Raw genomic sequence first — 25,994 nt, forward strand, 5'->3', positions numbered from 1 at the left:
CCCTATCGTCACATGAACCACAGCAAGGCCATTCCATGACCCCAGCTCCCCGCACCCTGTACGACAAACTGTGGGACGCCCACGTGGTCGTGCCCGAATCGGACAGCGCGCCCGCCGTGCTGTACATCGACCTGCACCTGATCCACGAAGTGACCTCGCCGCAGGCCTTCACCGAACTGCGCGAGCGCGGCCTGTCGCCGCGCCGCCCGGACCGGACCAAGGCCACCATGGATCACTCCACCCCGACCCTGCCGGCCGGCGCCGACGGCAAGCTGCCGTATGCCAGCGCCGCTTCGGAAGCGCAGGTGGCGATGCTGGCGCGCAATTGCGCCGAGCACGGTATCGAGCTGTTCGACCTGCAGTCGGCCAACCGCGGCATCGTGCACGTGATCGCACCCGAGCAGGGCTTCACCCAGCCGGGCATGACCATCGTGTGCGGCGACAGCCACACCTCCACCCACGGTGCGTTCGGCGCGCTGGCGTTCGGTATCGGCACCAGCGAAGTGGGCCACGTCCTGGCCACCCAGTGCCTGCTGCAGCGCAAGGCCAGGACCATGGCGATCACCGTCGATGGTGCATTGGCGCCGGGCGTGGGCGCCAAGGACGTGGTGCTGCACATCATCGGGGTGATCGGGGTCAACGGCGGCACCGGCCATGTGCTGGAATTCCGTGGCAGCGCGATCACCGCGATGGACATGGAGCAGCGCATGACCCTGTGCAACATGTCGATCGAAGCCGGCGCCCGCGCCGGCATGGTCGCGCCGGACCAGGTCACCTTCGACTGGGTGGCCAACACCCCGCGCGGCCCCAAGGGCGTGGAGTTCGACATCGCCGTGGCGCAGTGGAAGCAGCTGCGCAGCGACGCCGGCGCGCGCTTCGACGTGGAAGTCCACATCGATGCGGCCGACATCCGCCCGACGCTGACCTGGGGTACGCATCCGGGCACGGCCATCGCGGTGGACGCGCCGATCCCGGCCGCCAACGACGCGGCCGACCAGAAGGGCCTGGACTACATGCACTTCCGCGCCGGGCAGACCCTGGCGGGTACGCCGGTGGACGTGGTGTTCGTCGGCTCGTGCACCAACGGCCGGCTGAGCGACATGCGCGAAGTGGCGCAGGTGCTGCAGGGCCGGCGCGTTGCCACGGGCGTGCGCATGCTGGTGGTGCCGGGTTCGGAGATCGTCAAGCGCCAGGCCGAAGCCGAAGGCATCGACGCCATCGTGCGCGAGGCCGGTGCCGAATGGCGCGAGCCGGGCTGTTCGATGTGCATCGCGATGAACGGCGACCTGGTCGCCCCCGGCCAGCTGGCGGTGAGCACCAGCAACCGCAATTTCGAAGGCCGCCAGGGCCCGGGCTCGCGCACGCTGCTGGCCTCGCCGATGACGGCCGCCTGGGCGGCGGTGAACGGCCGGGTGGCCGACCCGCGTGAACTGTATGCCAGCCAGGAGGTGGCCTGATGAGCGGCTTCCGTAGCCTGACCTCGACCAGCGTGGTGCTGCGCGAGACCAACATCGACACCGACCAGATCATTCCGGCGCGGTTCCTGTCCACCACCGAACGCGCCGGGCTGGGCAAGCACGCGTTCAACGACTGGCGCTGGCAGGCCGATGGCAGCCCGAACCCGGGCTTCGCGTTCAATCAGCCGCACAACGCCGGGCGCAGCATCCTGCTGGCCGGGCGCAACTTCGGCTGCGGCTCCTCGCGCGAACACGCGCCGTGGGCATTGGCCGACCTGGGCCTGCGCGCGATCGTGAGCAGTGAAATCGCCGACATCTTCCGCGGCAATGCGTTGAAGAACGGCTTGCTGCCGATCGTGCTCGACGAAGCCGACGTGCAGACGCTGATGCAGCGCCCGGACGACGCATTGACCGTGGACATCGCTGCGCGCGAGCTGCGCACGCCCGATGGCCGGGTGTATTCCTTCCCGCTGGACGGCTTCTCGCAGACCTGTCTGCTGGAAGGCGTGGACCAGTTGGGGTATCTGTTGGGTCGTACCCCTGACATTGAACGTTACGAGAGTGAACATGCACGCTGAGATTGTCGTATTGCCCGGTGATGGCATCGGTCCGGAAGTCGCCGCGGCCGCGGTGGCGGTACTGGGCGCGGTGGCCGAACGCTTTGGCCACACCTTTGGTTTCAGCGAACACGATATCGGCGGCATCGCCATCGACCGCCACGGCGAGCCGCTGCCGGCGGCCACGCTGGAAGCCTGCCGCCAGGCCGATGCGATCCTGCTGGGCGCGGTGGGCGGCCCGAAGTGGTCCGACCCGAACGCGAAGGTGCGCCCGGAGCAGGGCCTGCTGGCTATCCGCAAGGCGCTGGGGCTGTATGCCAACCTGCGCCCGGTGCGTACCCACCCGGCCGCGCTGGGCGCGTCGCCGATCAAGGCGGAGCTGCTGGAGGGCGTGGACTTCGTGGTGGTGCGCGAGCTCACGGGCGGCATCTACTTCGGTGAGAAGACGCGCACGGCCGACACCGCCAGCGATCTGTGCAGCTACAGCGTGGGCGAGATCGAGCGGGTGATGCGCAGTGCGTTCCGGCTGGCACGGCAGCGCCGTGGCAAGGTCACCTCGGTGGACAAGGCCAACGTGCTGGAAACTTCGCGCCTGTGGCGTGACGTGGCGGCGCGGATCGGCCGCGAGGAATTCCCGGAGATCGCGCTGGAACACCAGCTGGTGGATTCGATGGCCATGCACCTGCTGGCCAAGCCGCGCGAGTACGACGTGATCGTGACCGAGAACATGTTCGGCGACATCCTCACCGATGAGGCCTCGATGCTGGCCGGTTCGCTCGGCCTGCTGCCGTCGGCGTCGTTGGGTGAGCCTGGCGCGGTCGGGATCTACGAGCCGATCCACGGGTCGGCGCCGGATATCGCCGGCAAGGGCATTGCCAACCCGTACGCCACGATCTTCAGCGCCGCGATGCTGCTGCGCCATTCGTTGGGGTTGGAAGCCGAAGCGGCCGCCGTTGAAGCCGCTGTACATGCGGCGTTGGATGATGGCGTGTTTACTGCGGATCTGGCGGCCAGGGGCCAGGCCGTATCCACCACGCAGGCAACCGACGCTGTGCTGGCGCGGCTGAGCTGACGTTTAAAAGCCCTCGTTTGAGCGTTTACGAGTGATGGGCCGGCGGTGGCGGGGGTACGGGGGGCGCCGTGAACCCATCCTTGGGGGCTCTTGCGAAACATCCATGTTTCGCAAAGCCCCCGTACCCCCGCCCCCGCCGACCCATTGACGGTTGGTTGGGGGCCAAGGTAGAGCCACGCCCTGCGTGGCTGCTCCGGCTTTTGATCATTGTCTCCGCCCACGACCATCTGTCTGGGGCGGCCGGCGGGCAGCCCCCGTAGGGGGCTGCCCGTCGGCCGCCCCGCCAGGAGTGAATCAAGGCGCCGATGCTTCTTCGGCTTTGCCCGCTTCACCCGCTTCATCCGGCTTCACCCGGAACCACGCCGCGTACAGCGCCGGCAGGAACACCAGCGTCAGCACGGTGCCCACGATCAACCCGCCCATGATCGAGATCGCCATCGAGCCGTAGAACGCACTGCGCGACAGCGGGATCATCGCCAGCACCGCCGCCAGCGCGGTCAGCACGATCGGGCGGAAGCGGCGCACGGTGGCGTCGATGATCGCGTGCCAGCGGTCGTGGCCGGCGTCGATGTCCTGCTGGATCTGGTCGATCAGGATCACCGAATTACGCATGATCATGCCCGCCAGCGCGATGGTGCCCAGCAGCGCCACGAACCCGAACGGTGCGCGGAACAGCAGCAGGAACAAGGTTGCGCCGATGATGCCCAGCGGTGCGGTCACCAGCACCATCGCCGCACGCGAGAAGCTGCGCAGCTGCAGCATCAGCAGCGTGGCCACCACGATCAGGAACAGCGGCATGCCGGCCTTGATCGAGTTCTGGCCGCGTGCGGAATCTTCCACCGTGCCGCCGGTTTCCAGCAGGTAGCCGGACGGCAGTTCGGCACGGATGCCTTCCAGCGTCGGCAGTATCTGCTGCACCACGTCCAGCGCCTGGCTGCCCTCACCGATATCCGCGCGCACCGTCACCGTCGGCAACCGGTTGCGGTGCCAGATGATGCCGTCCTCGAACACGTACTCCAGGCGCGCCACCTGCGACAGCGTCACCGAGGTGCCGCTGGCCGTGGGAATGGCCAGGCTGCCCAGCATGTCCAGCCGCACGCGTTCATTGTCCGGCCCGCGCAGCAGCATTTCGATCAGGCGGTTGCCCTCACGGTAGGTGCTCACACTCATGCCCGACAACGACGTGCCCAGCAGCTGGCTCACCTGCGCACTGCTCACGCCCAGCGCGCGCGCACGGTCCTGGTCGATCACCAGCCGCACCACCTTGCTCGGCTCGCTCCAGTCCAGGTTGACGTTCATCACGTGCGGGTTCTCGCGCACCTTGGCTTCCACCTTGCGTGCGATCGCCTGCACCTGCTCGATGTGTTCGCCTGAAATGCGCATCTGCACCGGGTAGCCCACCGGCGGGCCGTTCTCCAGCCGGGTCACGCGCATCTGCACGTCCGGGAACTGCGGAATGACCTCCTTCAGCAGCCAGTCGCGGGTGGCCTCACGCGCTTCGGCGTTTTCGGTCAGCACCACGAACTGCGAGAAGTTGGTGGCCGGCAGCTGCTGGTCCAGCGGCAGGTAGAAGCGCGGCGAACCGGTACCCACGTAGGCCACGTAGTTGCTGATGCCGTCGCGCCCCTTGAGCAGCTTCTCCAGCTTGGTCGCCTGCGCCTGGGTGGCCTGCAGTGATGCGCCTTCGGCCAGTTCGATGTCCACCATCAGTTCCGGGCGGGTCGAATCCGGGAAGAACTGCTGCGGCACGAAGCGGAAGATCAGCAGCGAGAACACGAACAGCGCTGCCGTGGCCGCGATCACCCACCAGCGGTGGCGCAGGCATGCATCCAGGAAGCGGCGGAAGCGCGTGTAGAACGGCCGCTGGTACGGGTCGTGGTCGTGCGCCAGTTCCGTCGGCGCGATCCAGCGCGCGAACGCCGGGTGGCGGTCGGCCCACTGCAGGCGCCTGGCGCGCCAGCGCCCGGCCAGGCTGTCCGGCTTGAGCGGCTGCGGATTGAACAGGTCCGGCAGCATCTTGTCGCCCAGGTAGGGAATGAACAGCACCGCCGCGATCCACGACACCACCAGCGCAATGGTTACCACCTGGAACAGCGAACGGGTGTACTCACCGGTGCTGGACGCCGCCGTGGCGATCGGCAGGAAGCCGGCCGCGGTGATCAGCGTACCCGTCAGCATCGGGAACGCCGTGCTTTCCCACGCGAAACTGGCCGCGCGCAGGCGGTCATAGCCCTGCTCCATCTTGGTGGCCATCATCTCCACCGCGATGATCGCATCGTCCACCAGCAGGCCCAGCGCCAGCACCAGCGCGCCCAGCGAGATCTTGTGCAGGCCGATGTCGAAGTAGTGCATGACGAAGAACGTCATCGCCAGCACCAGCGGAATGGTCACGCCCACCACCAGGCCGGTGCGCAGGCCCAGCGAGAAGAAGCTCACCAGCAGCACGATCACCACTGCTTCGGTGAGCACCTGCACGAACTCGCCCACCGATTCTTCCACCGCGTGCGGCTGGTCGGAGACCTTGCGCAGCTTCATGCCGGCCGGCAGGGTTTTCTGCAGGCGTTCGAATTCGGCATCCAGGGTGGCGCCGAGCTTGAGGATGTCGCCGCCGTCCTTCATCGCCACCGCGATGCCGATGGCGTCTTCGCCCATGAAGCGCATTTTCGGCGAGGCCGGGTCGGCGAAGCCGCGCTTGACCTCGGCGATATCGCCCAGGTGCACGGTGCGGTCACCGGCCTGGATCGGGAAGCGGCGGATGTCGTCCACGCTCTGGAACTGGCCGGTCACGCGCAGCTGCACGCGGTCGGTGGGGGTTTCAAAGAAGCTGGTGGCGGCGATCGCGTTCTGGTCGGCCAGCGCCTGCTGCACCTGCTGCAGCGAAACGCCGAGGGTGGCCAGCTTGGTGTTGGACAGCTCGATCCAGACCTTTTCGTCCTGCAGGCCTTCCAGCTCGATCTTGCCCACGTCCGGCACGCGCTGCAGTTCCAGCTGGATGCGGTCGGCGTAATCGCGCATCACCGCGTAGTCGAAGCCCTGCCCGGTCAAGGCATAGATGTTGCCGAAGGTATCGCCGAATTCATCGTTGAAGAACGGGCCGACGATCTCGCGCGGCAGGGTCGGCTTGATGTCGCCCACGCGCTTGCGCACCTGGTACCACAGGTCCGGAATCGCCTTGGAGCGCAGGCTGTCGCGGGCCACGAAGATCACCTGCGATTCGCCCGGCCGCGAGTACGAGCGGATGAACTCGTACTGCCCGGTGTTGAGCAGCGCCTTCTCGATCGGCTCGGTCACCTGGCGCGAGACCTGCTCGGCGGTGGCACCCGGCCACATCGTGCGTACCACCATCACCTTGAAGGTGAACGGCGGATCCTCGGACTGGCCCAGGTGCTTGTACGACCACGCACCGATGATCGCGAAGGCCAGCATCGCGAACAGCACCAGCGCGCGGTTGCCCAGCGCCCATTCGGAAAGATTGAAGCGGCGCACGGGGTCAGTGCCCCTTGGCCGTGGCAGCGGGCGCGGCGGCCGGCTTCAGCACCGGGCGGTTCTGCCGGTCCACCGGGGTGACCGCCTGGCCGTCGCGCAGCAGGTGCCCGCCGGCGGCCACCACCCAATCCTGCGCGGCCACGCCGGACAGCACCGGCACCGCGTCGGGGCCATAGGCACCCACGGTCACCGGCGTGGCCTTGATCGCGCCGTTGGACGGGTTCACCACCCACACGCTGGCCTTGCCATTGGCGCCGCGCAGCACCGCGCCCAGCGGCAGCTGCAGCGTGCCGGTGCGGCCGGCGGCGGCGAACACGCGCGCGCTCTGGCCCAGCTCCACTTCAGCGGCTGCTTCGGGCGCCAGGCTGACCCGGGTGGCGTAGGTACGCGCCTGCGCATCGGCGGCCGGGGCGATCTCGCGGATCGTGCCCGGCAGCATCTGGCCCGGCTTGTTCCACAGCTCCACCTGCACCTCCTGGCCGACCTGGTAATCGCGGATGTTGCTTTCCGGCAGGGCGATCAGCACCTCGCGTCCGCCGTCGGCGGCCAGGGTGAACACCGTCTGCCCGGCGCCGACCACCTGCCCGGCTTCGGCCTGGCGGCTGGCGATCACGCCATCGGCCGGCGCGCGCAGCTGCGCGTAGCCGGTCTGGTTGCGGGCCACCGCCAGGTTGGCGCGGGCGGCATTGGCCTGGCCCTGCGCGGCCTTGAAGGCGGCGGTCTGTGCATCCAGGGTGGACTGGCTGACCAGCTGCTGCTCGGCCAGCGTCGCGTAGCGCTTCTGGTCATCGCGGGCGCGCACCAGGTCGGCTTCGGCCGCGGCCAGCTGCGCCTGCGAGGCGCTTGCCTGCGAGGCGAAATCGGCGGCATCCAGTTCGGCCAGCAGGTCACCCTTGCGCACGCGCTGGCCGGCATCGACGTGGCGCTTCACCAGGTTGCCCCCGACCCGGAACGACAGCGGGCTTTCCTGCAGGGCATGCACCTCACCCGGGTAGGCCGCCACTTCCTGGCCGCTCACCGTGCCCGGCTGCACCACCAGCACCGGGATCGGTGCGGCCGGCTCGGCATCCTGTTTGCCACACGCTGCCAGCATCAACGCCAGCAGGCCACTGCCCATCCATCGCAAGTTGTTCATGAGGTCCTGGACCTTGAAGTACCGGGGGAGACCGTCTGGAAGCGACACTCTATTCCATGACGGCTAATAGTGAACCAGTCGGTATAGTATAAATATCGAACCGATTGGTCTAGTATTGTTTGCATGACTGATCCGACCACTTCCGCCGTGCCGTCCAAGCCTGCCGCCAAGGCAGCCGGACCCGGCCGCCCCAAGGATCTGGGCAAGCGCGCAGCCATCCTCGACGCGGCCAAGGCATTGTTCGTGGACCAGGGGTATGGCGGCGTCAGCATGGACAGCATCGCGGCCCAGGCCGGCGTTTCCAAGCTGACCGTTTACAGCCATTTCGGCGACAAAGAGACCCTTTTCACCGAAGCTGTGAAGTCCACCTGCGTGGAGATGCTGCCGGACGCGCTGTTCGTCACCGACGCCGACGGCGCGCTGCGCGAGCAGCTGCTGGGCATCGGCCGGGCGTTCTTCACCATGATCACCTCGCCGGCGGCCGTGGCCGTGCAGCGGGTGATGATGGCCCCCGATACCGACGACCGGATCCGCGAGATGTTCTGGGTGGCCGGCCCGCAGCGCACCAGTGATGCCCTGGCCGAGTTCCTGCGGGCCCGCACCGAGCGCGGCGAACTGGAGATCAGCGACTTCCAGACCGCCGCCCTGCAGTTCTTCACCCTCATCAAAGGCGAGCTGCATACGCATATGATGTGCGGGCTGCGAACGGCCCCGGCCGAGTGCGACGCCGACGCCCATGTGGAGGCCAGCGTGACCTTCTTCCTGAGGGCCTACGCCACCCGCCCCGGGCGGTGATGACAACATGAATGGACCGGAGGTCGCGGTGACTTCCGGCACTGCGACCCCGGCGCGACGGCAGCGATGCTCTCAGCGCGCCGCCGGCTCCCGGCACCGGTAAAATGGCCGGCCCACTGCGCTGGATTAAGAACCTCATGACGATCGATTACGCCCACGCCCGCGAACTGATGGTTGAACAGCAGATCCGTCCCTGGGACGTGCTGGACATCCGTGTGCTCGACGTACTGGCACGTTTGCCGCGCGAGGCGTTTGTCGCCGATGCGAACCGTACCCTTGCCTACGCCGACGTTGAACTGCCGCTGGGCGACGGCCGCAAGATGATGAAGCCGGTCATCGAAGGCCGCACCCTGCAGGCGCTGAACCTGCAGCCGGGCGATGAAGTGCTGGAAATCGGCACCGGCAGCGGCTACCTCAGCGCCTGCATGGGCGCCCTGGCCCGCGAAGTGCTCAGCCTGGAAATCGACCCGGCCCTGGCCGAGGCCGCGCGTGCGCGCCTGGATGTCACCGGCCTGGGCACCAATGTCCGCATTGAAACTGCCGATGCCCTGACCTGGGACACCGAGCGCCGCTTCGATGCCATCTGCGTTACCGGCGCGGTGGAAAGCATCCCCGCCCGCTTCACGCAGTGGCTGCGTCCCGGTGGCCGCCTGTTCGTGATCCGTGGCCATTCGCCGGCAATGGAAGCGGTGCTGGTCAATGCCGATGGCAGCATCAGCGATTCGCTGTTTGAAACCGATATCGATTACCTGCGCGGTGCCGCGCCGGCACCCCAGTTCCACCTCTGAGTCCAAGGAAGCCGCAATGATCCGCCGATCCCTCGCTATTGCGCTGGCCGCCGCCCTGCTGCCGATGACCGCCTCTGCCGCCGACCTGCTGCAGGTCTACGAAATGGCGCGCAACGGCGATCCGCAGCTGTCCGCGGCTGAATCGACCCGTCTGTTCGACAAGGAAGGCGCCGTGCAGGCCCGTGCCGCACTGCTGCCGCAGATCAATGGCGAGGCTTCGCTCACGCGCAATCGCACCACGCCGAACCACGACGTCAGCTCCACCTCGTTCACCACCAAGAACCGCAACTACGGCCTGAGCGCGTCGCAGACGCTGTTCAACTGGACGCAGATCTCCAACCTGCGTTCGCAGCGCGAGCTGAGCAAGGCGGCGGACTTCACCCTGGACTCGGCCAACGACGACCTGATCACGCGCACCTCGGCGGCGTACTTCAACGTGCTGGTGGGCATCGAATCGCTGTCGGCGGCGCAGACCAACGAAGCGGCGGCCAAGAAGCAGTTCGACTTCGCCGACAAGCGCCTGGAAGTGGGCCTGGCCCCGATCACCGATGTGCATGAAGCGCGCGCCCAGTACGACCAGGCCCGCGCCAACACCATCATTGCCCAAAACACCCTGGCCGACGCCTACCAGGCGTTGACCGAACTGACCGGCCAGCCGGTCACCGACCTGCGCGCCCTGCCGGCCGACTTCCGCCCGGAACTGCCGGCCAAGTACGCCACCGTTGACCAGCTGGTCAACGAAGCGGTTGCCCAGAATCCGGCGCTGAAGTCGCAGGAGCTGAAGGTGAGCGCGGCCGAATCGAGCGTGTCCGCCGCACGCGGTGGCCACTACCCGACCCTGTCGCTGGGTGCCACCGCCGGCCGTTCGGCCAGCTGGGGTGACGTGGTGGGCAGCGGTTCGAACTTCAGCCCGGACCAGCGCAGCAACAGCATCGGCCTGACCCTGAGCGTGCCGATCTTCTCCGGTGGCGCCACCCAGTCCGGCGTGCGCCAGGCCCTGGCCCAGCGCGATATCGCCCAGGACGGTTACGAGCAGCAGAAGCGCGCCCTGGACCGCAACACCCGCAACGCCTACCAGACCCTGGTGGCCGGCATCAGCGAAGTGGAAGCGCGCCGCCTGGCGGTGGTCTCGGCGCAGAGCGCGTACGACGCGTCGCAGGTCGGCCTGGAAGTGGGTACCCGCACCGTGCTGGACGTGATCCAGAACCAGCGCATCCTGTTCTCGGCCCAGCTCGAGTACGCCAACGCCCGCTACACCTTCCTGCAGAACCGTCTGCTGTTGGGCCAGGCAGTCGGCACGCTGGACATCGCCGACCTGCAGGACATCAACCGCCTGCTGACCCTGCAGGCCGCAACGCCGAGCACCCAGGTCAACAACTGACCGAGGTGTAACGCGGAAACGAAAAAGCCACCCGCAAGGGTGGCTTTTTCGTAGCGACACGCCATGCGTGTCCCACGGATCGCCGGCACCGCGCAGACACGCATGGCGTGTCCCTACGCCGAGGTCACTCCAAAGGCGGCGGCAATCGCGGGGCGATCAACTCGACCGTGCGCTTGAGCGCGCCACGGCCGTTGCTGACCAACGCGCACCCTGCGCTTGCCATGTCTTCGCGTGCTTCCGGATCGCGCAGCAGGGTGAGCAGTGCATCGCCCACGCCCGCCACGTCATCGGCGATCAATACCGCGCCCGCTTCGCGCATGCGCCTGGAGATCTCGGCGAAGTTGTGCAGGTGCGGCCCGGTCACCGTGGCGGTGCCCATTGCCGCCGGCTCGAGCAGGTTGTGGCCGCCGATCGGCTGCAGGCTGCCGCCGACGAACGCCACCTGTGCGCAGCCGTAGAACGCCATCAGTTCGCCCAGCGTATCGATCACGAACACATCGCTGTCGGCCTGCGGCCAGCGTTGCTGGCGGCGTGTGCTGACCTTCCAGCCCTGCTCGCGTGCCAGCGCTTCCACGCGCGGGAAGCGTTCGGGATGGCGCGGCGCCCACAACAGCAACAGGCCAGGAATTTCCTGGCGCAGGCGGCGGTGCAGGTCGATGGTGGCCTGTTCCTCGCCTTCGTGCGTGCTGGCCGCGATCCACACCGGGCGCGTGCCGGGCACGGCGGCGTGGAAATCGGCGGTGAACTCGCGCACGTTCGGCGTGGCGATGTCGAACTTCAGGTTGCCCAGCGGCTGTACCTGTTCGGGCAGCGCACCGAGCTGGATGAAGCGCTCGGCGTCGTCGGCCGACTGCGCGGCCACGCAGGTAACCGTGCGCAGGGTGCGCCCGATCAGTGGGCGCAGCAGGCGGTAGCCGCGCAGCGAGCGCGCCGACAGCCGGGCATTGAGGATGTACACCGGAATGTCGCGGTCGCGGCAGCCGAACAGCAGGTTCGGCCACAGCTCGGTTTCCAGGATCAGCGCCAGGCTGGGTTTGAAGTGGCCCAGGAAGCGGCCGACGCTGCCCGGCACGTCATACGGCAGGTACACATGGTCCACCGCATCGCCCCACAACGAGCGGACCCGCTCCGAGCCGGTGGGGGTGATGGTGGTGATCACCCAGCGGATGTCCGGGCGCAGCTGGCGCAGCGCGTTGACCAGCGGCGCGGCCGCATTCACCTCGCCCACCGACACCGCATGCAGCCAGACCCGCGGCTGCGCGGTGGAATCGGGGTAGGAAGCGTAGCGCTCGTCCCAGCGCTGGAAGTACTCGCGCACCCGGAAACCGCGCCAGACCAGGTGGTACACGGTGATCGGCAACAACAGGTACAGCACGACCGAATACAGGCCGCGCAGGATCCATTCGACGGGACTTTTACGCATGCGCAGAGGATACGGGAGCGGCCGCGGGAAAGACATGCGGGGCCGGTGCTGACGCACCGCGACAGGCGCATGACTTAGAATCGGGGGTATGTCAGATAACGCTTCCACCGCCACCCGGCCGTCCCTGCGCAATCCCCGCCACTGGCCGACCTTCGCTTTCATGCTGGTCGCCTTCGCCGTGGCCCGCCTGCCCTGGGGCCTGCAGCGCGCGCTCGGGCGCGGGGTGGGCACCGTGGCCTACCGGCTGGCCGGCAGCCGCCGGCGCGCGGCCGAGGTGAACCTCAAGCTGTGCTTCCCCGAAAAGGACGACGCCTGGCGCCAGCGCCTGCTGCGTGACAGCTTCGACGCGCTGGGCGTGGGCATCTTCGAATTCGCCCGGGCCTGGTGGGGCAGCATCGACAGCATCCGTCCCAAGGTGCAGGTGGAAGGGCTGGAGCACCTGCACCGCATGCAGGCCGAGGGCCGTGGCGTGCTGCTGGTGTCGGGCCACTTCATGACCCTGGAGATGTGTGGCCGGTTGCTGTGCGACCACGTCGACCTGTCGGGCATGTACCGCAAGCACCGCAACCCGGTGTACGAGTGGGCGGTGAAGTTCGGCCGGCTGCGCTACGCCAAGGCGATGTATGCCAACGAGGACATCCGCGCCACGGTGCGGCACCTGAAGAAGGGTGGCTTCCTCTGGTACGCGCCGGACCAGGACATGCGCGGCAAGGACACCGTGTTCGTGCCGTTCTTCGGTCACACCGCCTCGACCATCACCGCCACCCACCAGCTGGCGCGGATGACCGGCTGCGCGGTGATTCCGTATTTCCACCGCCGCGAAGGCGGGAAGTATTTCCTGAAGATCGGCGCGCCGCTGGAGAACTTCCCCAGCGAGGATGTGGAAGCCGATACCGCACGGGTCAACCAGGCCATCGAAGCGATGGTGCGCGAGGCCCCGGACCAGTACCTGTGGATCCACCGCCGCTTCAAGCGCCAGCCCGGCGGCCGCAGCGACTATTACAAATAACGGGAACGCGCTGCACGGCTGCAGGACGTCGATCCCTATCGTAGAGCCACGCCCTGCGTGGCTGCTCTTCGTCGGGCACCGCGCGCAGCCACGCAGGGCGTGGCTCTACGGGATCGGCACCGCGCGCGCAGCCACGCAGGGCGTGGCTCTACGGGATCGGCACCTCGCGCAGCCACGCAGGGCGTGGCTCTACAGGTCCCAGCGGCACCAGGCGTAAGGGTATTCGCCCATGTTTTCAGCGAGGCCGGCGCGCAGCGGGTTGGCGATGATGTAGCGCGCTGCATGTTCCAACGATTCGTCCGTACGCACGGCGTGGTCGTAGTAGCCCAGTTGCCAGACCTTCCCAACACCGAGTTTCCGGCTGCTGTACGACTTGAACACATTCATGCAGGTGGCGAGCGTGCCGCGCCGCAGCTCCATCAGCCAATGAACGTGATCGGGCATCACCACCCACGCCATGGACCGGCTGCGCCCACAGCGTTCAACATGGCGTAGCGCGTCGATCACGAGCTCTGCGTTGACGGGGTCTTCAAACAGGCGGCGTCGACCCTCTACGACAGTGGTGAGGACATACACATGGCCGGGTTCGGACACGCGGCCGAGACGGAGTCGTGGACTGGACATGCCTCCACGATGGAGGCGCCTCGATCGCCGCGGTATCGCCGAATCACGCTTCGGCGCATCGGTGCACGGCCTGCCACGACGTAGAGCCACGCCCTGCGTGGCTGGCGCGGTTTCCAACGAAGGGCAGCCACGCAGGGCGTGGCTCTACGGCGGGTTAAGCGATTCCAGGCCTAGAGATGCCTCACAGGGCGTGGCTCTACCGGTCGTCGCTGGCCAGCAGGCTGCCTGCGTAGAGGGCGGCGAGCAGCAAGGTGAGGCCGCCCCAGAACGTGGAATAGAACGCCAGGTGGGTGTTGAACGGGAACACCGTGACCGCCAGGGCGAGCATCGCCGGGCGGGCGCGTTCGCGCGCCGGTAGCGGGGCGAAGCGCCACGCGCGCCACGCCTGCGCCGCAGCCGCCAGCCACAGCAGCAACCCGAGCACGCCGGTTTCAGCCAGGATCTCCAGCAGGATCTGGTGCGCGTGCAACGCCGGGCCGGCGCCCCATACTTCCTGTTCTTCAGGGCGCGGATTGCAGTCGGGGTAGGCATCGCGGAAACCCCGTGCGCCTACGCCGTTGATCGGATGCTGCTCGATCATGCAGCCCGCCGCGGCCCAGATCTGCGCGCGCCCGGACAATGCCTGGTTCACGCCATCACTCTCGCCTTCCCACGCCATTGCGGTGCGTTCCAGCCGCTCGCGCACCTGGTGCGAGCCAGCGGCCAGTGCCACCGCCGCTGCGAGTCCCACCGCCACGCAGGCCAGCAGGCCGCGCGCGCCGAGCAGGCGCCAGCCGGAAAACACCAGCACCAGCGCATAGGTCAGCCACGCCGCGCGCGAACCGGCCAATACCAGCACGGCACCGACGGCAGCGGCCACCCCCATCCAGCCCCAACGGCCGAAGCGTGCGGCGGCGGCAAACAGCAGGAACGGCGACAGGCTGGCCAGCACCTGGCCGAATTTGAGGTTGCACGGCCCCAGCACGCCACTCAGGCGATCGGCTGCCGCCATCTCCGCCGGCGGGCACAGGCCATGGCCACTGATCGCCCATTTCAACTGGTCCATCGACCAGAACAACGGGCTGGTACCGAACGCGGCCTGCGCCAGTGCATCCAGCGTCCACACCCCGGTGATGATCGCGATGCCCTTCAGGGTCAGCGCGCGCCGCTCCGGCGTGGCCACCGCGATCGCCACCAGCCACATGAAGGGCAGGTAGCGCAGGCCGGCGGCGGTCTTGCGCCACGCCGTGCCCGGATCGATTGCATCGAAGGCGGAAAACGCCTGCGGCAGCCAGTAGCCCAGGAACAGGATGCTGGTCAGCGCCCAGGCCGGGCTGCTGAGCATGCGCTGCTTGCCCTGCAGGCGCAGCTGGATCATGCGTGCGGCGGCGTAGATCGCGCCCAGGCCCAGTACGGTTTCGGCAACGCCCGGTAGCGGCAGCAACGCCACGAACGCGATGACCCACCACGGCGCCCAGCGGCCCGCGCGGAAGCCCGGCGAACCGGGCGCCCTGACCGGCTCAGCCAGCGAGGGAGGTATAGAGCTGGAGCGTGTCACGTTGCATCGCCTGCAGGGTGAACGGAATACGCGAGGGCAGCGACGGCGGCTGCGCCAGCAACTGCAGCGCACGCGCCTGCAATGCCCCGGCGTCGCCCAAGGGTACCGCGCCGGATGGTTGGAGGTGTTGCAGCAGCTCGCCCACCCCGCCCTGGTTCCAGCCCAGTACAGGTCGGCCCACTGACAGCGCTTCGACCACGGTGCGGCCAAAGGCCTCCGGCTTGTCGGACAGCTGCAGCACCAGATCGCTGGCCGCATACGCTTCGGCGATGCGCGACGTGGGCGCGGTCATCAGCACCGCATCGGCGATGCCCAGGCTGCGCGCCTGCGCTTCCAGCTCGGCCACATAGCGCTCACGCCCCGGCTCGCGGGTGCCCGGCATCCACAGCAGCGCCGGCACACCGGCCGCATGCAGCCCGGCCAGCAGCCCCAGCGCATGGTGATGCCCCTTCAGGCGGGTGCCACGGCCCGGCAACAACAGCAGCGGCGCATCGCCGGCCAGCGCTGGATGCTGCGCGGCCACCGCCAGGCGCGGGCGCCGGTCCTGGCGGCCCACGCGCGGGAACTGCGCGGTATCCACCCCACGCGGAATCACCTGGAGGCGCTCGGGTGGCACGCTCGGGTAATGCTGGAGCACGAATTCGCGCACGCAGTTGGACACGCAGATCACCCGTTCGCCGCTGGTCATCACCGCGCTGTAGCGGCTGGGCGAATTCAAGCCATGCACGGTGGTGACCCAGTGCGGGCGGGTGGCCGCCGGCAGGTTGCGCACGGCGTAGTAGCCCAGCCAGGCCGGCAGCCGCGAGCGCGCATGCACGATGTCCGCGCCGGTTTCGGCCAGCAGGTTGCGCAGCGTGCGCACATGGCGCAGCGTCCACAGCGATTTGCGGCCGATATCCAGGGTGAGGTGTTCGGCGCCACTGGCCAGCAGCGGCTCAACCAGCCGGCCACCGGCAGAGACCACGATGGCGCGGTGCCCGGCCGCGACCAGCGCGGCGGCAATTTCCAGCGTTGAGCGCTCAACCCCGCCGGAGTGCAGCGCCGGCAGCAGCTGCACCACGGTCAGTCGGCGCACGTTCGGTTCCGCCTGCTCAGTCGGCCAGCACGAAGACCGAACCGCAGTACGGGCACGCCGCTTCGCGGTTCGGCTCGTCTTCGATCGGCAGGTACACGCGCGGGTGCGAGTTCCACAGCGCCATCTCCGGCGTCGGGCAGCTCAGCGGCAGGTCGCTGCGGTGCACGGTGTAGCGCTTTTCGGCATTGGCGGGCGCGGTGGCGGTATGGCTCATGGCGGGGCACGGAAAGGAATTGCGAGGGGCTCGATTCTAGCACCCGGGGCGCCGGGCGCGGCGCGGCCGGTTCGGCGCGGGACGTCACGGGCAAAACGCCGATATGCGATTTTTCCGGGTTTAGATCGAACTAATTTCACTTGCCAGACCCGCTCCGGGTGTTGCAGGATCGGGTGCGTTCCGATCAAACACCCGATCGCATGGCCCGTCCCCCGCCGGACCTGCATCGCTTCGACTGCCCTTGCGGGCGGCCGGCGTGGTGCTGTCTGCCGAGGTCGCCGATGCGGGCTCCGCCTGCCGCCTGTCCCACCCGGGAGATCCCTGCATGACCCTGCCGCACCCCCGCCCTGCCCGCCGCGCCCTGCTTCCGCTGGCCCTCGCCCTGGCCTGCGCGCCGGTGGCCCTGCCCGCCTTCGTGCAGGGCCTGCAGACCTCCTTCGAGCCGGGCGAACCGGCCCCGCAGGCCAGCAAGGGCGGCGTGCAGCTGAAGATCGGCAAGGGCCCGGAGGCGCCGTATGCGGCCAAGCCCGGCGTGGGCTACAGCGGCCTGCGTGCCCTGCACTACGCCAGCGCCGGCGGTGCCGCCACCACCACGCTGTTCACCACCGATGTGACCATCGACGCCGACACCACGCTGTCCTGGCTGGTGCTGCCGGAGATCGTGGGCGATGACACGGTGGCCTCCACCTATGTCTCGCTGGACCTGGTGCTGGACGACGGCAGCCGCGTCTCGGCCAGCGCCGCGCGCGACCTGCACGGCATTGCGCTGGGCGCCAAGGCCCAGGGCGATTCCAAGACCCTCTACCCGCAGCAGTGGGCGCACAAGTCGGTGCGCCTGGGCGACGTGGAGGCGCTGCGCGGGCGCCGCGTGGTCGCCATCGAACTGGATCTGGGCAGCGCCGCCAACGCACCGGTCTCGGGCTGGATCGACGACGTGCGCCTGGACAGCCAGCCGCGCACCGCCCCGGCCCGCCCCTCCGACTGGGTGCTCACCACCCGCGGCACCCAGGCCAACGGCACCTTCTCGCGCGGCAACAACTTCCCGGCCACCGCCGTGCCGCACGGCTTCAATTTCTGGACCCCGGTGACCGACGCCGGCGCGCTGAACTGGCTGTACCGCTGGAACGAGCAGAACAACGCCGCCAACCGCCCGCAACTGCAGGCACTGGCGCTGAGCCACCAGCCCAGCCCGTGGATGGGCGACCGCCAGACCTTCCAGGTGATGCCGTCGGCCACCCGTGGGGTGCCGGAAGCGGACCGCAGCAAGCGTGCGTTGTCGTTCTCGCGCGACAACGAAAGCGCGCGCCCGTACCGCTATGCGGTGCGCTTCGACAACGGCATTGCCGCCGCCATCGCGCCGACCGACCACGCCGCGCTGTTCCAGTTCGATTTCCCCAAGGACGGCGATGCCAACCTGCTGTTCGACAACGTCGACGCGCGTGGCGGGCTCACGTTGGATGCGGCCACGCAGACGCTGTCGGGCTACACCGATACGCGCAGCGGGCTGTCCAACGGCGCCACCCGCATGTACGTGGTGGCCAGCTTCGACCGGCCGTGGCGCAGCAGCGGCACCATCGCCAGCGGCCGGCCCACCGGCTACATCAAGTTCGACCCCGGCAGCGACCGCCGCGTGACCATGCGCATCGCCACCTCGCTGATCTCGGTCGAGCAGGCCCGCCACAACCTGGCGCTGGAACTGGCCAGCGATGACACCTTGGCCACCGTCGCCGCCCGCGCACAGGATGCCTGGGACCAGCGCCTGGCCCGCTTCGACATCGGCCAGGCCAGCGACGACCAGAAGACCACGCTGTATTCCAGCCTGTACCGCCTGTACCTGTACCCGAATTCCGGCTTCGAGAACGCCGGTACCGCTGCCGCCCCGGACTGGCGTTACGCCAGCCAGGCCAGCGCCGCCGACGACAACACCGATGGCAGCGCGGTGCGCAGCTTCGCGCCGATCCGCGATGGCAAGGTGTATGTCAACAATGGGTTCTGGGACACCTTCCGCACCACCTGGCCGGCGTACGCGCTGTTCACCCCGGACGATGCCGGCGCGCTGGTGCAGGGCTTCCTGGAGCAGTACCGCGCCGGTGGCTGGGTGGCGCGCTGGTCTTCGCCGGGCTATGCCGACCTGATGGTGGGCACCAGTTCGGACGTGGCCTTCGCCGATGCCTACCTCAAGGGCATCAAGGGCTTCGATCCGGACGAGGCCTACCAGGCCGCATTGAAGAACGCCACGGTGGTGCCGCCGGACCGCCATGTCGGCCGCAAGGGCATGGATAAGTCCACCTTCCGTGGCTACGCCAGCGCCGACGTGCACGAAGGCATGTCGTGGACGATGGAAGGCGCGCTCAACGATTTCGGCATCGCCAACATGGCCACCGCGCTGGCCAAAACCGCCGGCAGCCCGGCGGCGCGCGAGCGCTACACCACCGAAGCGGACTACTTCCGCGCCCGCGCCGGCACCTACGCCTCCGTGTTCGACCCGGCCGCCGGCTTCTTCCAGGGCCGCAAGGACGATGGCAGCTGGCGCGTGGCCGCAAAGGACTACGACGCGCGCGTGTGGGGCCACGACTACACCGAATCCAACGGCTGGACGTTCGCCTTCACCGCCGCGCACGACGGCGAAGGCCTCGCCGGCCTGTACGGTGGCCGCGAGAAGCTGGCCGAGAAGCTGGATACGTTCTTCAGCACGCCGGAAACCGCCGACCCGAAGTTCTCCGGTTCCTACGGCGGCACCATCCATGAAATGACCGAAGCGCGCGATGTGCGCATGGGCATGTACGCACACAGCAACCAGCCCTCGCACCACATTCCGTGGATGTACCTGTACGCCGGGCAGCCGTGGAAGACCCAGCAGCACGTGCGCGAGATCCTGTCGCGGCTGTACGTGGGCAGCGAGATCGGCCAGGGCTACCCGGGCGATGAAGACAACGGCGAAACCTCGGCGTGGTACGTGCTGGCCTCGCTGGGCCTGTACCCGCTGCGCATGGGCTCGCCGGAGTACGCGATCGGCTCGCCGGCGTTCAAGCACGCCAAGGTGGAACTGCAGGGCGGCGCGGTGCTGACCGTGAACGCGCCGGAAAACTCGGACCGCAACATCTACGTGCAGTCGCTGAAGATCAATGGCCAGCCGTGGACCAAGACCTGGGTGCCGCACGATGTGATCGCCAAGGGCGCGACGCTGGACTTCGAGATGGGTCCGGCGCCGTCCAAGTGGGGCACCGGGCCGGACGATGCGCCGCGCTCGTTGACCGCGCGGGGCGAGCGCCCGGCGCTGCTGCATGACCTGCTGGGCAGCGGTGCGCGTGCACAGCTGGACGATGGGAAGGTGCTGGCGGCGCTGACCGATGATGATGCCGGCACCGTGGTGCCGTTCGGTGGCAAGGGCAGCGTGGTGTTCACGGGCGTAACCGATGGCACGCCGTCGATGTACACGCTGACCAGTGGCAATGCGCCGATCCGGGGTGGAAAGTGGACGCTGGAAGCGCGCAAGGCCGGTGGCAGCTGGGTCACGCTGGACCAGCGCAGCGGTGAAACGTTCGAGTGGCAGCAGCAGACCCGCCCGTTCCGGATTGCCAAGCCGGGCCGTTATGCCGAATACCGGTTGCGGATCGAGGGGCCGGGACGCATGCAGCTGGCCGAAGTGGAGCTGTTGGCCCAATAGACGACGTAGAGCCACGCCCTGCGTGGCTGCTGTTCGGCCGGGTCCGCGCAAGCCACGCAGGGCGTGGCTCTACCCGGTGGGGCATACCCCCACCGGGTGTTCGTTACCGGTCAGCGGGCGCCGACCATCCCTGCATACAACGCGAACAACTGCTTGAAGTACCACTTTGCAGGACGAGTGCGCATGGCGCCGTTCCAGGGGGGGGAAGTGGTCGGGCCCAGGGTGGCGGGGTCCAGCGGACCACCGCCACGGCCGGGCCGCGTGGGGGTATTTGGCCCTTGGCAGGTTGCACGGGAGTGACCGTGGGGCTGCGGCGATGTTGCCGCTACCGAAAACGAAAAAGGGACCGGTGCGTTGCACCGATCCCTTCTTCAAGGTCTACCGACCAACGGTCGGTAGCTACCGGCTATCCAACCCTCAGGCCTTTTCCGCCTCGAGTTGCTTGCGGATTTGCGCATCCACAGCCGCAATGGCGGTCATGTTGAGCACGCGGCGCGAGGTGGCGCTGGTGGTCAGGATGTGCGCCGGCTTGGCCACGCCCATCAGGATCGGGCCGATCGCCACGCCGTCGGTGAACACGCGCACCAGGTTGTAGGCGATGTTGGCCGCTTCCAGGTTGGGCAGCACGAACAGGTTGGCGCGGCCCTTCAGCGTGCTGTCGGGCAGCAGCTTCTGGCGCAGCGCTTCATCCCACGCGGTGTCGCCCTGCATTTCACCGTCCACGTTCAAACGCGGGTTGCGCTTGAGCAGCAGCTCACGCACGGTGCGCATCTTCAGCGCGTCCTTGGAATCGTGGCTGCCGAAGTTGGAGTGCGACAGCAGCGCCACCTTCGGTTCGATCCCGAACAGCTTCATGCGGTAGGCCGCCTGCAGCGTGGCTTCGCAGATCTGCTCGGCCGTCGGGTCTTCCTGCACGTGGGTATCCACGAAGAAGAACACGCCCTGCTGGTTGATCACACCGGTCATGGCCGAAGTCGAGGTGACCTTCGATTCCAGCGGCAGCACGCTGCGCACGTAGCCCAGCTTCTTGTGGAAGCGGCCCACCACGCCGGTGAGCAGCGCATCGGCTTCGCCGCGTGCCACCATCACCGCCGCGATCAGGGTCGGGCGCGAGCGCATCAGGTTCTTGGCCGCCGCCACCGTCACGCCGCGACGGCCAGTGAGGTTGTGGTAGTACTGCCAGTACTCGTTGAAGCGCGGGTCGTCGTTGATGTTGGTAACGTCGAAATCAACGCCGGCCTTCATGCGCAGGCCCATGCGCTCGATGCGCGATTCGATCACGTCCGGGCGGCCGATCAGGATCGGGAAGGCCAGGCCTTCATCCACCACGTTCTGCACCGCGCGCAGCACCACTTCCTCTTCGCCTTCGGCGTACACCACGCGCTGCTTGTCGGCGCGCGCACGGTCGTACACCGGCTTCATCATCAGGCTGGTGCGGTAGACGAACTGGGCCAGCTTCTCGCGGTAGGCGCCCATGTCGGCAACCGGCCGGGTAGCCACGCCCGAATCCATCGCGGCCTGGGCCACGGCGGCCGACAGCTCCACCAGCAGGCGGCGGTCGAACGGGCGCGGAATCAGGTAATCGCGGCCGAAGCTCGGGGTGTCATCGCCATAGGCCGAGCCCAGGTCGCTGGCTTCGCGGCGTGCCATCGCGGCGATCGCGTGCACACAGGCGATCTTCATTTCTTCGTTGATCGCCGTGGCGCCCACGTCCAGCGCACCACGGAACAGGTACGGGAAGCACAGCACGTTGTTGATCTGGTTCGGGTAGTCCGAACGGCCGGTGCCGATCAGCGCATCCGGGCGCACCGCGCGCGCCACTTCCGGCATGATTTCCGGGGTGGGGTTGGCCAGCGCGAAGATCACCGGGTCCTTGGCCATGGTCTTGACCATGTCCGCAGTGAGGATGCCCGGGGCCGACAGGCCCAGGAAGATATCGGCGCCATCGACGATCTCGGCCAGCGTGCGCTTGTCCGTATCACGGGCATAGCGCTTCTTTTCCGGGTCCAGGTCGCTGCGGCCGGTGTGGATCACGCCTTCGCGGTCGAACGCCAGGATGTTCTCCGGCTTCAGGCCCAGCGAGACCAGCATGTTCACGCACGACACACCGGCGGCGCCCATGCCGGTGGTGGCCAGCTTCACTTCTTCGATCTTCTTGCCGGTGACGACCATGGCGTTGAGCACCGCCGCGCCGACGATGATCGCCGTGCCGTGCTGGTCGTCATGGAACACCGGGATGTTCATCCGCTCGCGCAGCTTGCGCTCCACGATGAAGCATTCCGGCGCCTTGATGTCTTCCAGGTTGATGCCGCCGAAGGTCGGCTCCAGCGAGGCGATGATGTCGACCAGCTTGTCCGGGTCGTTTTCATTGATTTCGATGTCGAACACATCGATACCGGCGAACTTCTGGAACAGCACGCCCTTGCCTTCCATCACCGGCTTGCCGGCCAGCGGGCCGATGTTGCCCAGGCCCAGCACGGCGGTGCCGTTGGAGATCACGGCCACCAGGTTGCCGCGGGCGGTGAGCTCGCTGGCCTGCTGCGGGTCGGCCAGGATGGCTTCGCAGGCGTGTGCCACGCCCGGCGAATAGGCCAACGACAGGTCGCGCTGGGTCAGCATCGGCTTGGTCGCCGTGACCTTGATCTTGCCCGGCGGCGACATGCGGTGATAGTCGAGGGCGGCCTGTTTGAAATCTTCGTTGGACATCGCTTTCTGCAGATGAATGGGCGAGAGGAACAGGGGATCATACCCCCGTTGGCGTGGGCGGACCTGTCGCTACGCTGTCGCGGGCATGCTGCGACTGCACAATTCGAAGGCCGTTCGCTGGCGTATGTACTGCCAGCCTGCCGCGTCCTGATGACAGAGCGCACCATCAGGGTACTGCACGAAAAAAGCAGGGGGTACCGCCCCGAAGGGCAGCACCACCCTGCTACACACACATCAGGGGGAGGGGCGTGTTCAGCGCGCCGGGACCGGCAGCGGCGCCGGCAGGTCGTCGGTGGCCAGCGGCGGCAGCTCAGCCTCGCGGCCATCCAGGGCCAGCGCCAGGCGGTCGCGGTCCAAGGCGTTTTCCCAGCGCGAGACCACCACGGTGGCCACCGCATTGCCGATGAAGTTGGTCAGCGAGCGGCATTCGCTCATGAAGCGGTCCACGCCCAGGATCAGCGCCATGCCGGCCACCGGCACTTCCGGCACCACCGCCAGGGTGGCGGCCAGGGTGATGAAGCCCGCCCCGGTCACGCCGGCGGCGCCCTTGGAGCTCAGCATCGCCACCAGCAGCAGCGCGATCTGGTGGCCCAGGGTCAGTTCGGTGTTGGTGGCCTGGGCGATGAACAGCGCGGCCAGGGTCATGTAGATGTTGGTGCCGTCCAGGTTGAACGAGTAGCCCGTGGGGACCACCAGGCCCACCACCGACTTGCTGCAGCCGGCCTTTTCCATCTTTTCCATCAGCGAGGGCAGCGCCGATTCCGAGGACGAGGTGCCCAGCACCAGCAGCAGCTCGGCCTTCAGGTAGCGGGCCAGCTTGAACACCGAGAACCCGCACAGGCGGCAGACCACGCCCAGAATGACCGCCACGAACAGGAACGCGGTGAGGTAGAACGAACCCACCAGCCAGGCCAGGTTGATCAGCGAGCCCACCCCGTACTTGCCGATGGTGAAGGCGATGGCACCGAACGCACCGATCGGCGCGGCCTTCATCAGGATGTGGACCAGGCGGAACACCGGGGCGGTCAGCGCCTCCAGGAAGGTCAGCACCGGGCGGCCGCGCTCACCCACCAGGGCAAGCGAAATGCCGAACAGCACCGCCACGAACAGCACCTGCAGGATGTTGCCATCCACGAAGGCGCTCACCAGCGTGGCCGGAATGATGTCCATCACGAAGCCGGTGAGGGTCAGCTCGTGGGATTTTTCCACGTAGCTGTGCACCGCCGTCTGGTCCAGGTCGGCCGGGTTGATGTTCATGCCGGCGCCGGGCTGCACCACGTGCGCCACCACCATGCCCACGATCAGCGCCAGGGTGGAGAAGAACAGGAAGTAGGCCATCGACTTGGCGAACACCCGGCCCACGGTGCGCAGGTGGGTCATGCCGGCGATGCCGGTGACGATGGTGAGGAAGATCACCGGGGCGATGATCATCTTCACCAGCTTGATGAAGCCATCCCCCAGCGGCTTGAGCGATTCGGCGAAGGCCGGCTCGTAATGGCCAAGGATGGCGCCCAGCACGATCGCCACCACCACCTGGAAATACAGCTGGCGGTAGAACGGCAACGGCTTGGCTGCAAGCGGGGCAGCGGTGGGAACGTGCATGGGAAACTCCGGCAGTGTCACGGGGATGCCGGCCGCAGGCGGCGGCATCGGGCGTGGTCTTTTTACGCCGGCTGCATCGCCACGCAGATAACCTATTGGTACTAGCCCCCCTGTTCAGCCAACTGCAGTGCCTACACTGCAACGGCACCGCGCCCCCACGGCGGCGGGTGGCCGTGTCGTTCCGGGCCTTGTGGCCCAACAGTTTTCCCGCTCGCGGCCGTTGTTGTTCTGCCCCACTTTTAGAAGCCAGACCATAATTCCATGCGCCTGACCCCCCTGTTTGTTGCACTCACCGCCCTGTCCGCCCCCCTCGCCGCGTCCGCCGCGGACTGGGACAACTGGCCGACCAAGGTCGCCTTCAGCGACGGCACCGAACTGGCCGCCACTGCCAACATCGCCTACGACCTCAACGATTTCTCCGGTAGCGACCGCTTCGAAGATGACGATGCGGTGCGCCGCAAGGAGTTCGGCGCGACCCTGAAGAAGAAGGGCGTGTACGACGCGATGGTGTACTACGACTTCCAGGCCGACACCTGGCTGGACGTGTTCTTCCGCTTCGAGAGCAAGGCCGTGTTCGGCAAGGACGTGGGCCGCTTCCGCTTCGGTTACATCAAGACCCCGGTCGGCCTGGATTCCAACACCTCCTCGCGCGCCGGCAGCTTCATGGAAACCGCCCTGCCCGTGCAGGCCTTCTACGCCGGCCGCCGCACCGGTGCCGAGTGGGTGCTGGAGCGCCCGCAGTACCTGATGCAGGTAGGCGCCTATGGCGGCAAGGACCTGCAGGGTGACAACCCCGGCACCACCCAGGCCGTGCGCGGCGTGTGGACCCCGGTGAAGGCACCGGGCGATGTGATCCACCTGGGGCTGGCCTATTCGCAGGAAAACCCGCGCGGCTACCGCGACGGCCGCGACGTGCACCACGACGCCAGCGCGCGCCTGCGCGCGCGCCCGGAAGCCGGCCTGACCGACATCCGCTTGGCGGATTCGGGCGCGCTGGTCACCGCCGACCAGATCCGCCGCACCGGCCTGGAAGGCATCTACATCCACGGCCCGTTCTCGGTGCAGGCCGAAGCGCTGCGCACCACGGTCACCCGTGATGGCAAGCCGGATTACACCGGTGATGGCCAGTACGTGATGGGCAGCTGGATCGTCACCGGCGAGTCGCGTCCGTACAGCGCGGGCGCCGTGGCCAACGTGAAGCCGGCGCACGATTACGGCGCGGTGGAACTGCTGGCCCGCTACAGCCGCATCGACCTGGACGACGCCGATGTGTTCGGTGGCCGCCAGCACGACTGGACCGTGGGTGCGAACTGGTACCTCACCAGCCACTTCAAGTTCCAGGCGAACTACGTGTGGGCGGATGCGAGCCGCCGTGGCGTGCGGACCAAGCCGGAGATCTTCGAGCTCCGGGCGCAGGTTCACTTCTGATGTTCAACGGCGGGTGCGTGCAACGCGCACCCGCCGGC

At 67.8% G+C, this 25,994-nt stretch carries 18 protein-coding genes; 9 read left to right on the forward strand and 9 right to left on the reverse strand.

From position 1 onward, the window contains the following. Window positions 1–35: 35 nt before the first annotated feature. From leuC to leuB, 3 genes are read left to right on the forward strand one after another with little or no spacing between them, the layout of a single operon-like run. Window positions 36–1,457, forward strand: a complete 1,422-nt coding sequence (gene leuC, locus NMB40_RS14445; RefSeq protein WP_494358858.1) for a 3-isopropylmalate dehydratase large subunit — start codon at window positions 36–38, stop codon at window positions 1,455–1,457. Then, window positions 1,457–2,035, forward strand: a complete 579-nt coding sequence (gene leuD, locus NMB40_RS14450) for a 3-isopropylmalate dehydratase small subunit (protein WP_494358859.1) — start codon at window positions 1,457–1,459, stop codon at window positions 2,033–2,035. The genes leuC and leuD overlap by 1 nt, the downstream gene beginning before the upstream one ends. Then, on the forward strand, window positions 2,025–3,086 hold the full coding sequence (gene leuB, locus NMB40_RS14455) for a 3-isopropylmalate dehydrogenase (protein WP_494358860.1): 1,062 nt from the start codon (window positions 2,025–2,027) through the stop codon (window positions 3,084–3,086). The genes leuD and leuB overlap by 11 nt, the downstream gene beginning before the upstream one ends. Window positions 3,087–3,380: 294 nt before the next feature. On the opposite strand, the gene NMB40_RS14460 is transcribed toward leuB, so the two are convergent. Together NMB40_RS14460 and NMB40_RS14465 are read right to left on the reverse strand one after the other, a co-directional pair. After that, complete coding sequence (locus NMB40_RS14460; RefSeq protein ID WP_494358861.1) at window positions 3,381–6,572, reverse strand: efflux RND transporter permease subunit; 3,192 nt, start codon at window positions 6,570–6,572, stop codon at window positions 3,381–3,383. A gap of 4 nt (window positions 6,573–6,576) precedes the next feature. Further along, complete coding sequence (locus NMB40_RS14465) at window positions 6,577–7,707, reverse strand: efflux RND transporter periplasmic adaptor subunit (RefSeq protein ID WP_494358862.1); 1,131 nt, start codon at window positions 7,705–7,707, stop codon at window positions 6,577–6,579. A 123-nt stretch (window positions 7,708–7,830) separates the two neighbouring features. Between NMB40_RS14465 and NMB40_RS14470 the strand changes: the two genes are divergently transcribed. From NMB40_RS14470 to NMB40_RS14480, 3 genes are all read left to right on the forward strand, one after another. Next, window positions 7,831–8,502 (forward strand): TetR/AcrR family transcriptional regulator, encoded by a 672-nt coding sequence (locus NMB40_RS14470; protein WP_478062979.1) that lies wholly within the window; start codon window positions 7,831–7,833, stop codon window positions 8,500–8,502. A 137-nt stretch (window positions 8,503–8,639) separates the two neighbouring features. Then, window positions 8,640–9,290, forward strand: a complete 651-nt coding sequence (locus NMB40_RS14475) for a protein-L-isoaspartate O-methyltransferase family protein (RefSeq protein WP_494358863.1) — start codon at window positions 8,640–8,642, stop codon at window positions 9,288–9,290. A 16-nt stretch (window positions 9,291–9,306) separates the two neighbouring features. After that, on the forward strand, window positions 9,307–10,671 hold the full coding sequence (locus NMB40_RS14480) for a TolC family outer membrane protein (protein ID WP_494358864.1): 1,365 nt from the start codon (window positions 9,307–9,309) through the stop codon (window positions 10,669–10,671). Between the two features lie 124 nt (window positions 10,672–10,795). Here the strand turns inward: NMB40_RS14480 and waaA are convergent, their stop codons facing one another. Beyond that, complete coding sequence (gene waaA / locus NMB40_RS14485) at window positions 10,796–12,094, reverse strand: lipid IV(A) 3-deoxy-D-manno-octulosonic acid transferase (protein WP_494358865.1); 1,299 nt, start codon at window positions 12,092–12,094, stop codon at window positions 10,796–10,798. Window positions 12,095–12,182: 88 nt separating this feature from the next. Here waaA and NMB40_RS14490 point away from each other — a divergent pair, with 88 nt between their 5' ends. Further along, the gene (locus NMB40_RS14490; RefSeq protein WP_494358866.1) at window positions 12,183–13,103 is read left to right on the forward strand and encodes an LpxL/LpxP family Kdo(2)-lipid IV(A) lauroyl/palmitoleoyl acyltransferase; all 921 of its coding nucleotides are present in this window, start codon (window positions 12,183–12,185) and stop codon (window positions 13,101–13,103) included. A gap of 189 nt (window positions 13,104–13,292) precedes the next feature. Here NMB40_RS14490 and NMB40_RS14495 read toward each other — a convergent pair whose 3' ends face one another. The 4 genes from NMB40_RS14495 to NMB40_RS14510 all read right to left on the reverse strand — a co-directional run bounded on the left by NMB40_RS14495 (window position 13,293) and on the right by NMB40_RS14510 (window position 16,553). Further along, on the reverse strand, window positions 13,293–13,727 hold the full coding sequence (locus NMB40_RS14495) for an REP-associated tyrosine transposase (protein ID WP_494358867.1): 435 nt from the start codon (window positions 13,725–13,727) through the stop codon (window positions 13,293–13,295). A 196-nt stretch (window positions 13,728–13,923) separates the two neighbouring features. Continuing rightward, entirely contained in the window at window positions 13,924–15,246 is a 1,323-nt protein-coding gene (locus NMB40_RS14500) for an O-antigen ligase family protein (RefSeq protein ID WP_494361084.1), read from the reverse strand. Further along, a complete protein-coding gene (locus tag NMB40_RS14505; protein WP_494358868.1) occupies window positions 15,227–16,339 on the reverse strand; it encodes a glycosyltransferase in 1,113 nt (370 codons plus the stop codon). Before NMB40_RS14505 ends, NMB40_RS14500 begins: the two co-directional genes overlap by 20 nt. Window positions 16,340–16,355: 16 nt before the next feature. Continuing rightward, window positions 16,356–16,553, reverse strand: a complete 198-nt coding sequence (locus NMB40_RS14510; protein ID WP_494358869.1) for a zinc-finger domain-containing protein — start codon at window positions 16,551–16,553, stop codon at window positions 16,356–16,358. A 325-nt stretch (window positions 16,554–16,878) separates the two neighbouring features. Between NMB40_RS14510 and NMB40_RS14515 the strand changes: the two genes are divergently transcribed. Continuing rightward, a complete protein-coding gene (locus NMB40_RS14515) occupies window positions 16,879–20,220 on the forward strand; it encodes a GH92 family glycosyl hydrolase (RefSeq protein ID WP_494358870.1) in 3,342 nt (1,113 codons plus the stop codon). A 417-nt stretch (window positions 20,221–20,637) separates the two neighbouring features. On the opposite strand, the gene NMB40_RS14520 is transcribed toward NMB40_RS14515, so the two are convergent. After that, window positions 20,638–22,926, reverse strand: a complete 2,289-nt coding sequence (locus tag NMB40_RS14520) for an NADP-dependent malic enzyme (protein ID WP_282246417.1) — start codon at window positions 22,924–22,926, stop codon at window positions 20,638–20,640. Between the two features lie 252 nt (window positions 22,927–23,178). Further along, entirely contained in the window at window positions 23,179–24,528 is a 1,350-nt protein-coding gene (locus tag NMB40_RS14525) for a dicarboxylate/amino acid:cation symporter (protein WP_494358871.1), read from the reverse strand. Window positions 24,529–24,789: 261 nt separating this feature from the next. Between NMB40_RS14525 and NMB40_RS14530 the strand changes: the two genes are divergently transcribed. Then, window positions 24,790–25,956 carry an OprO/OprP family phosphate-selective porin gene (locus NMB40_RS14530; RefSeq protein WP_494358872.1) on the forward strand — a complete coding sequence of 389 codons (1,167 nt, stop codon included), beginning with the start codon at window positions 24,790–24,792 and terminating at the stop codon, window positions 25,954–25,956. The last annotated feature ends 38 nt before the right edge of the window (window positions 25,957–25,994 follow it).

Source organism: Stenotrophomonas sp. FBCC-B152 (assembly GCF_059134105.1).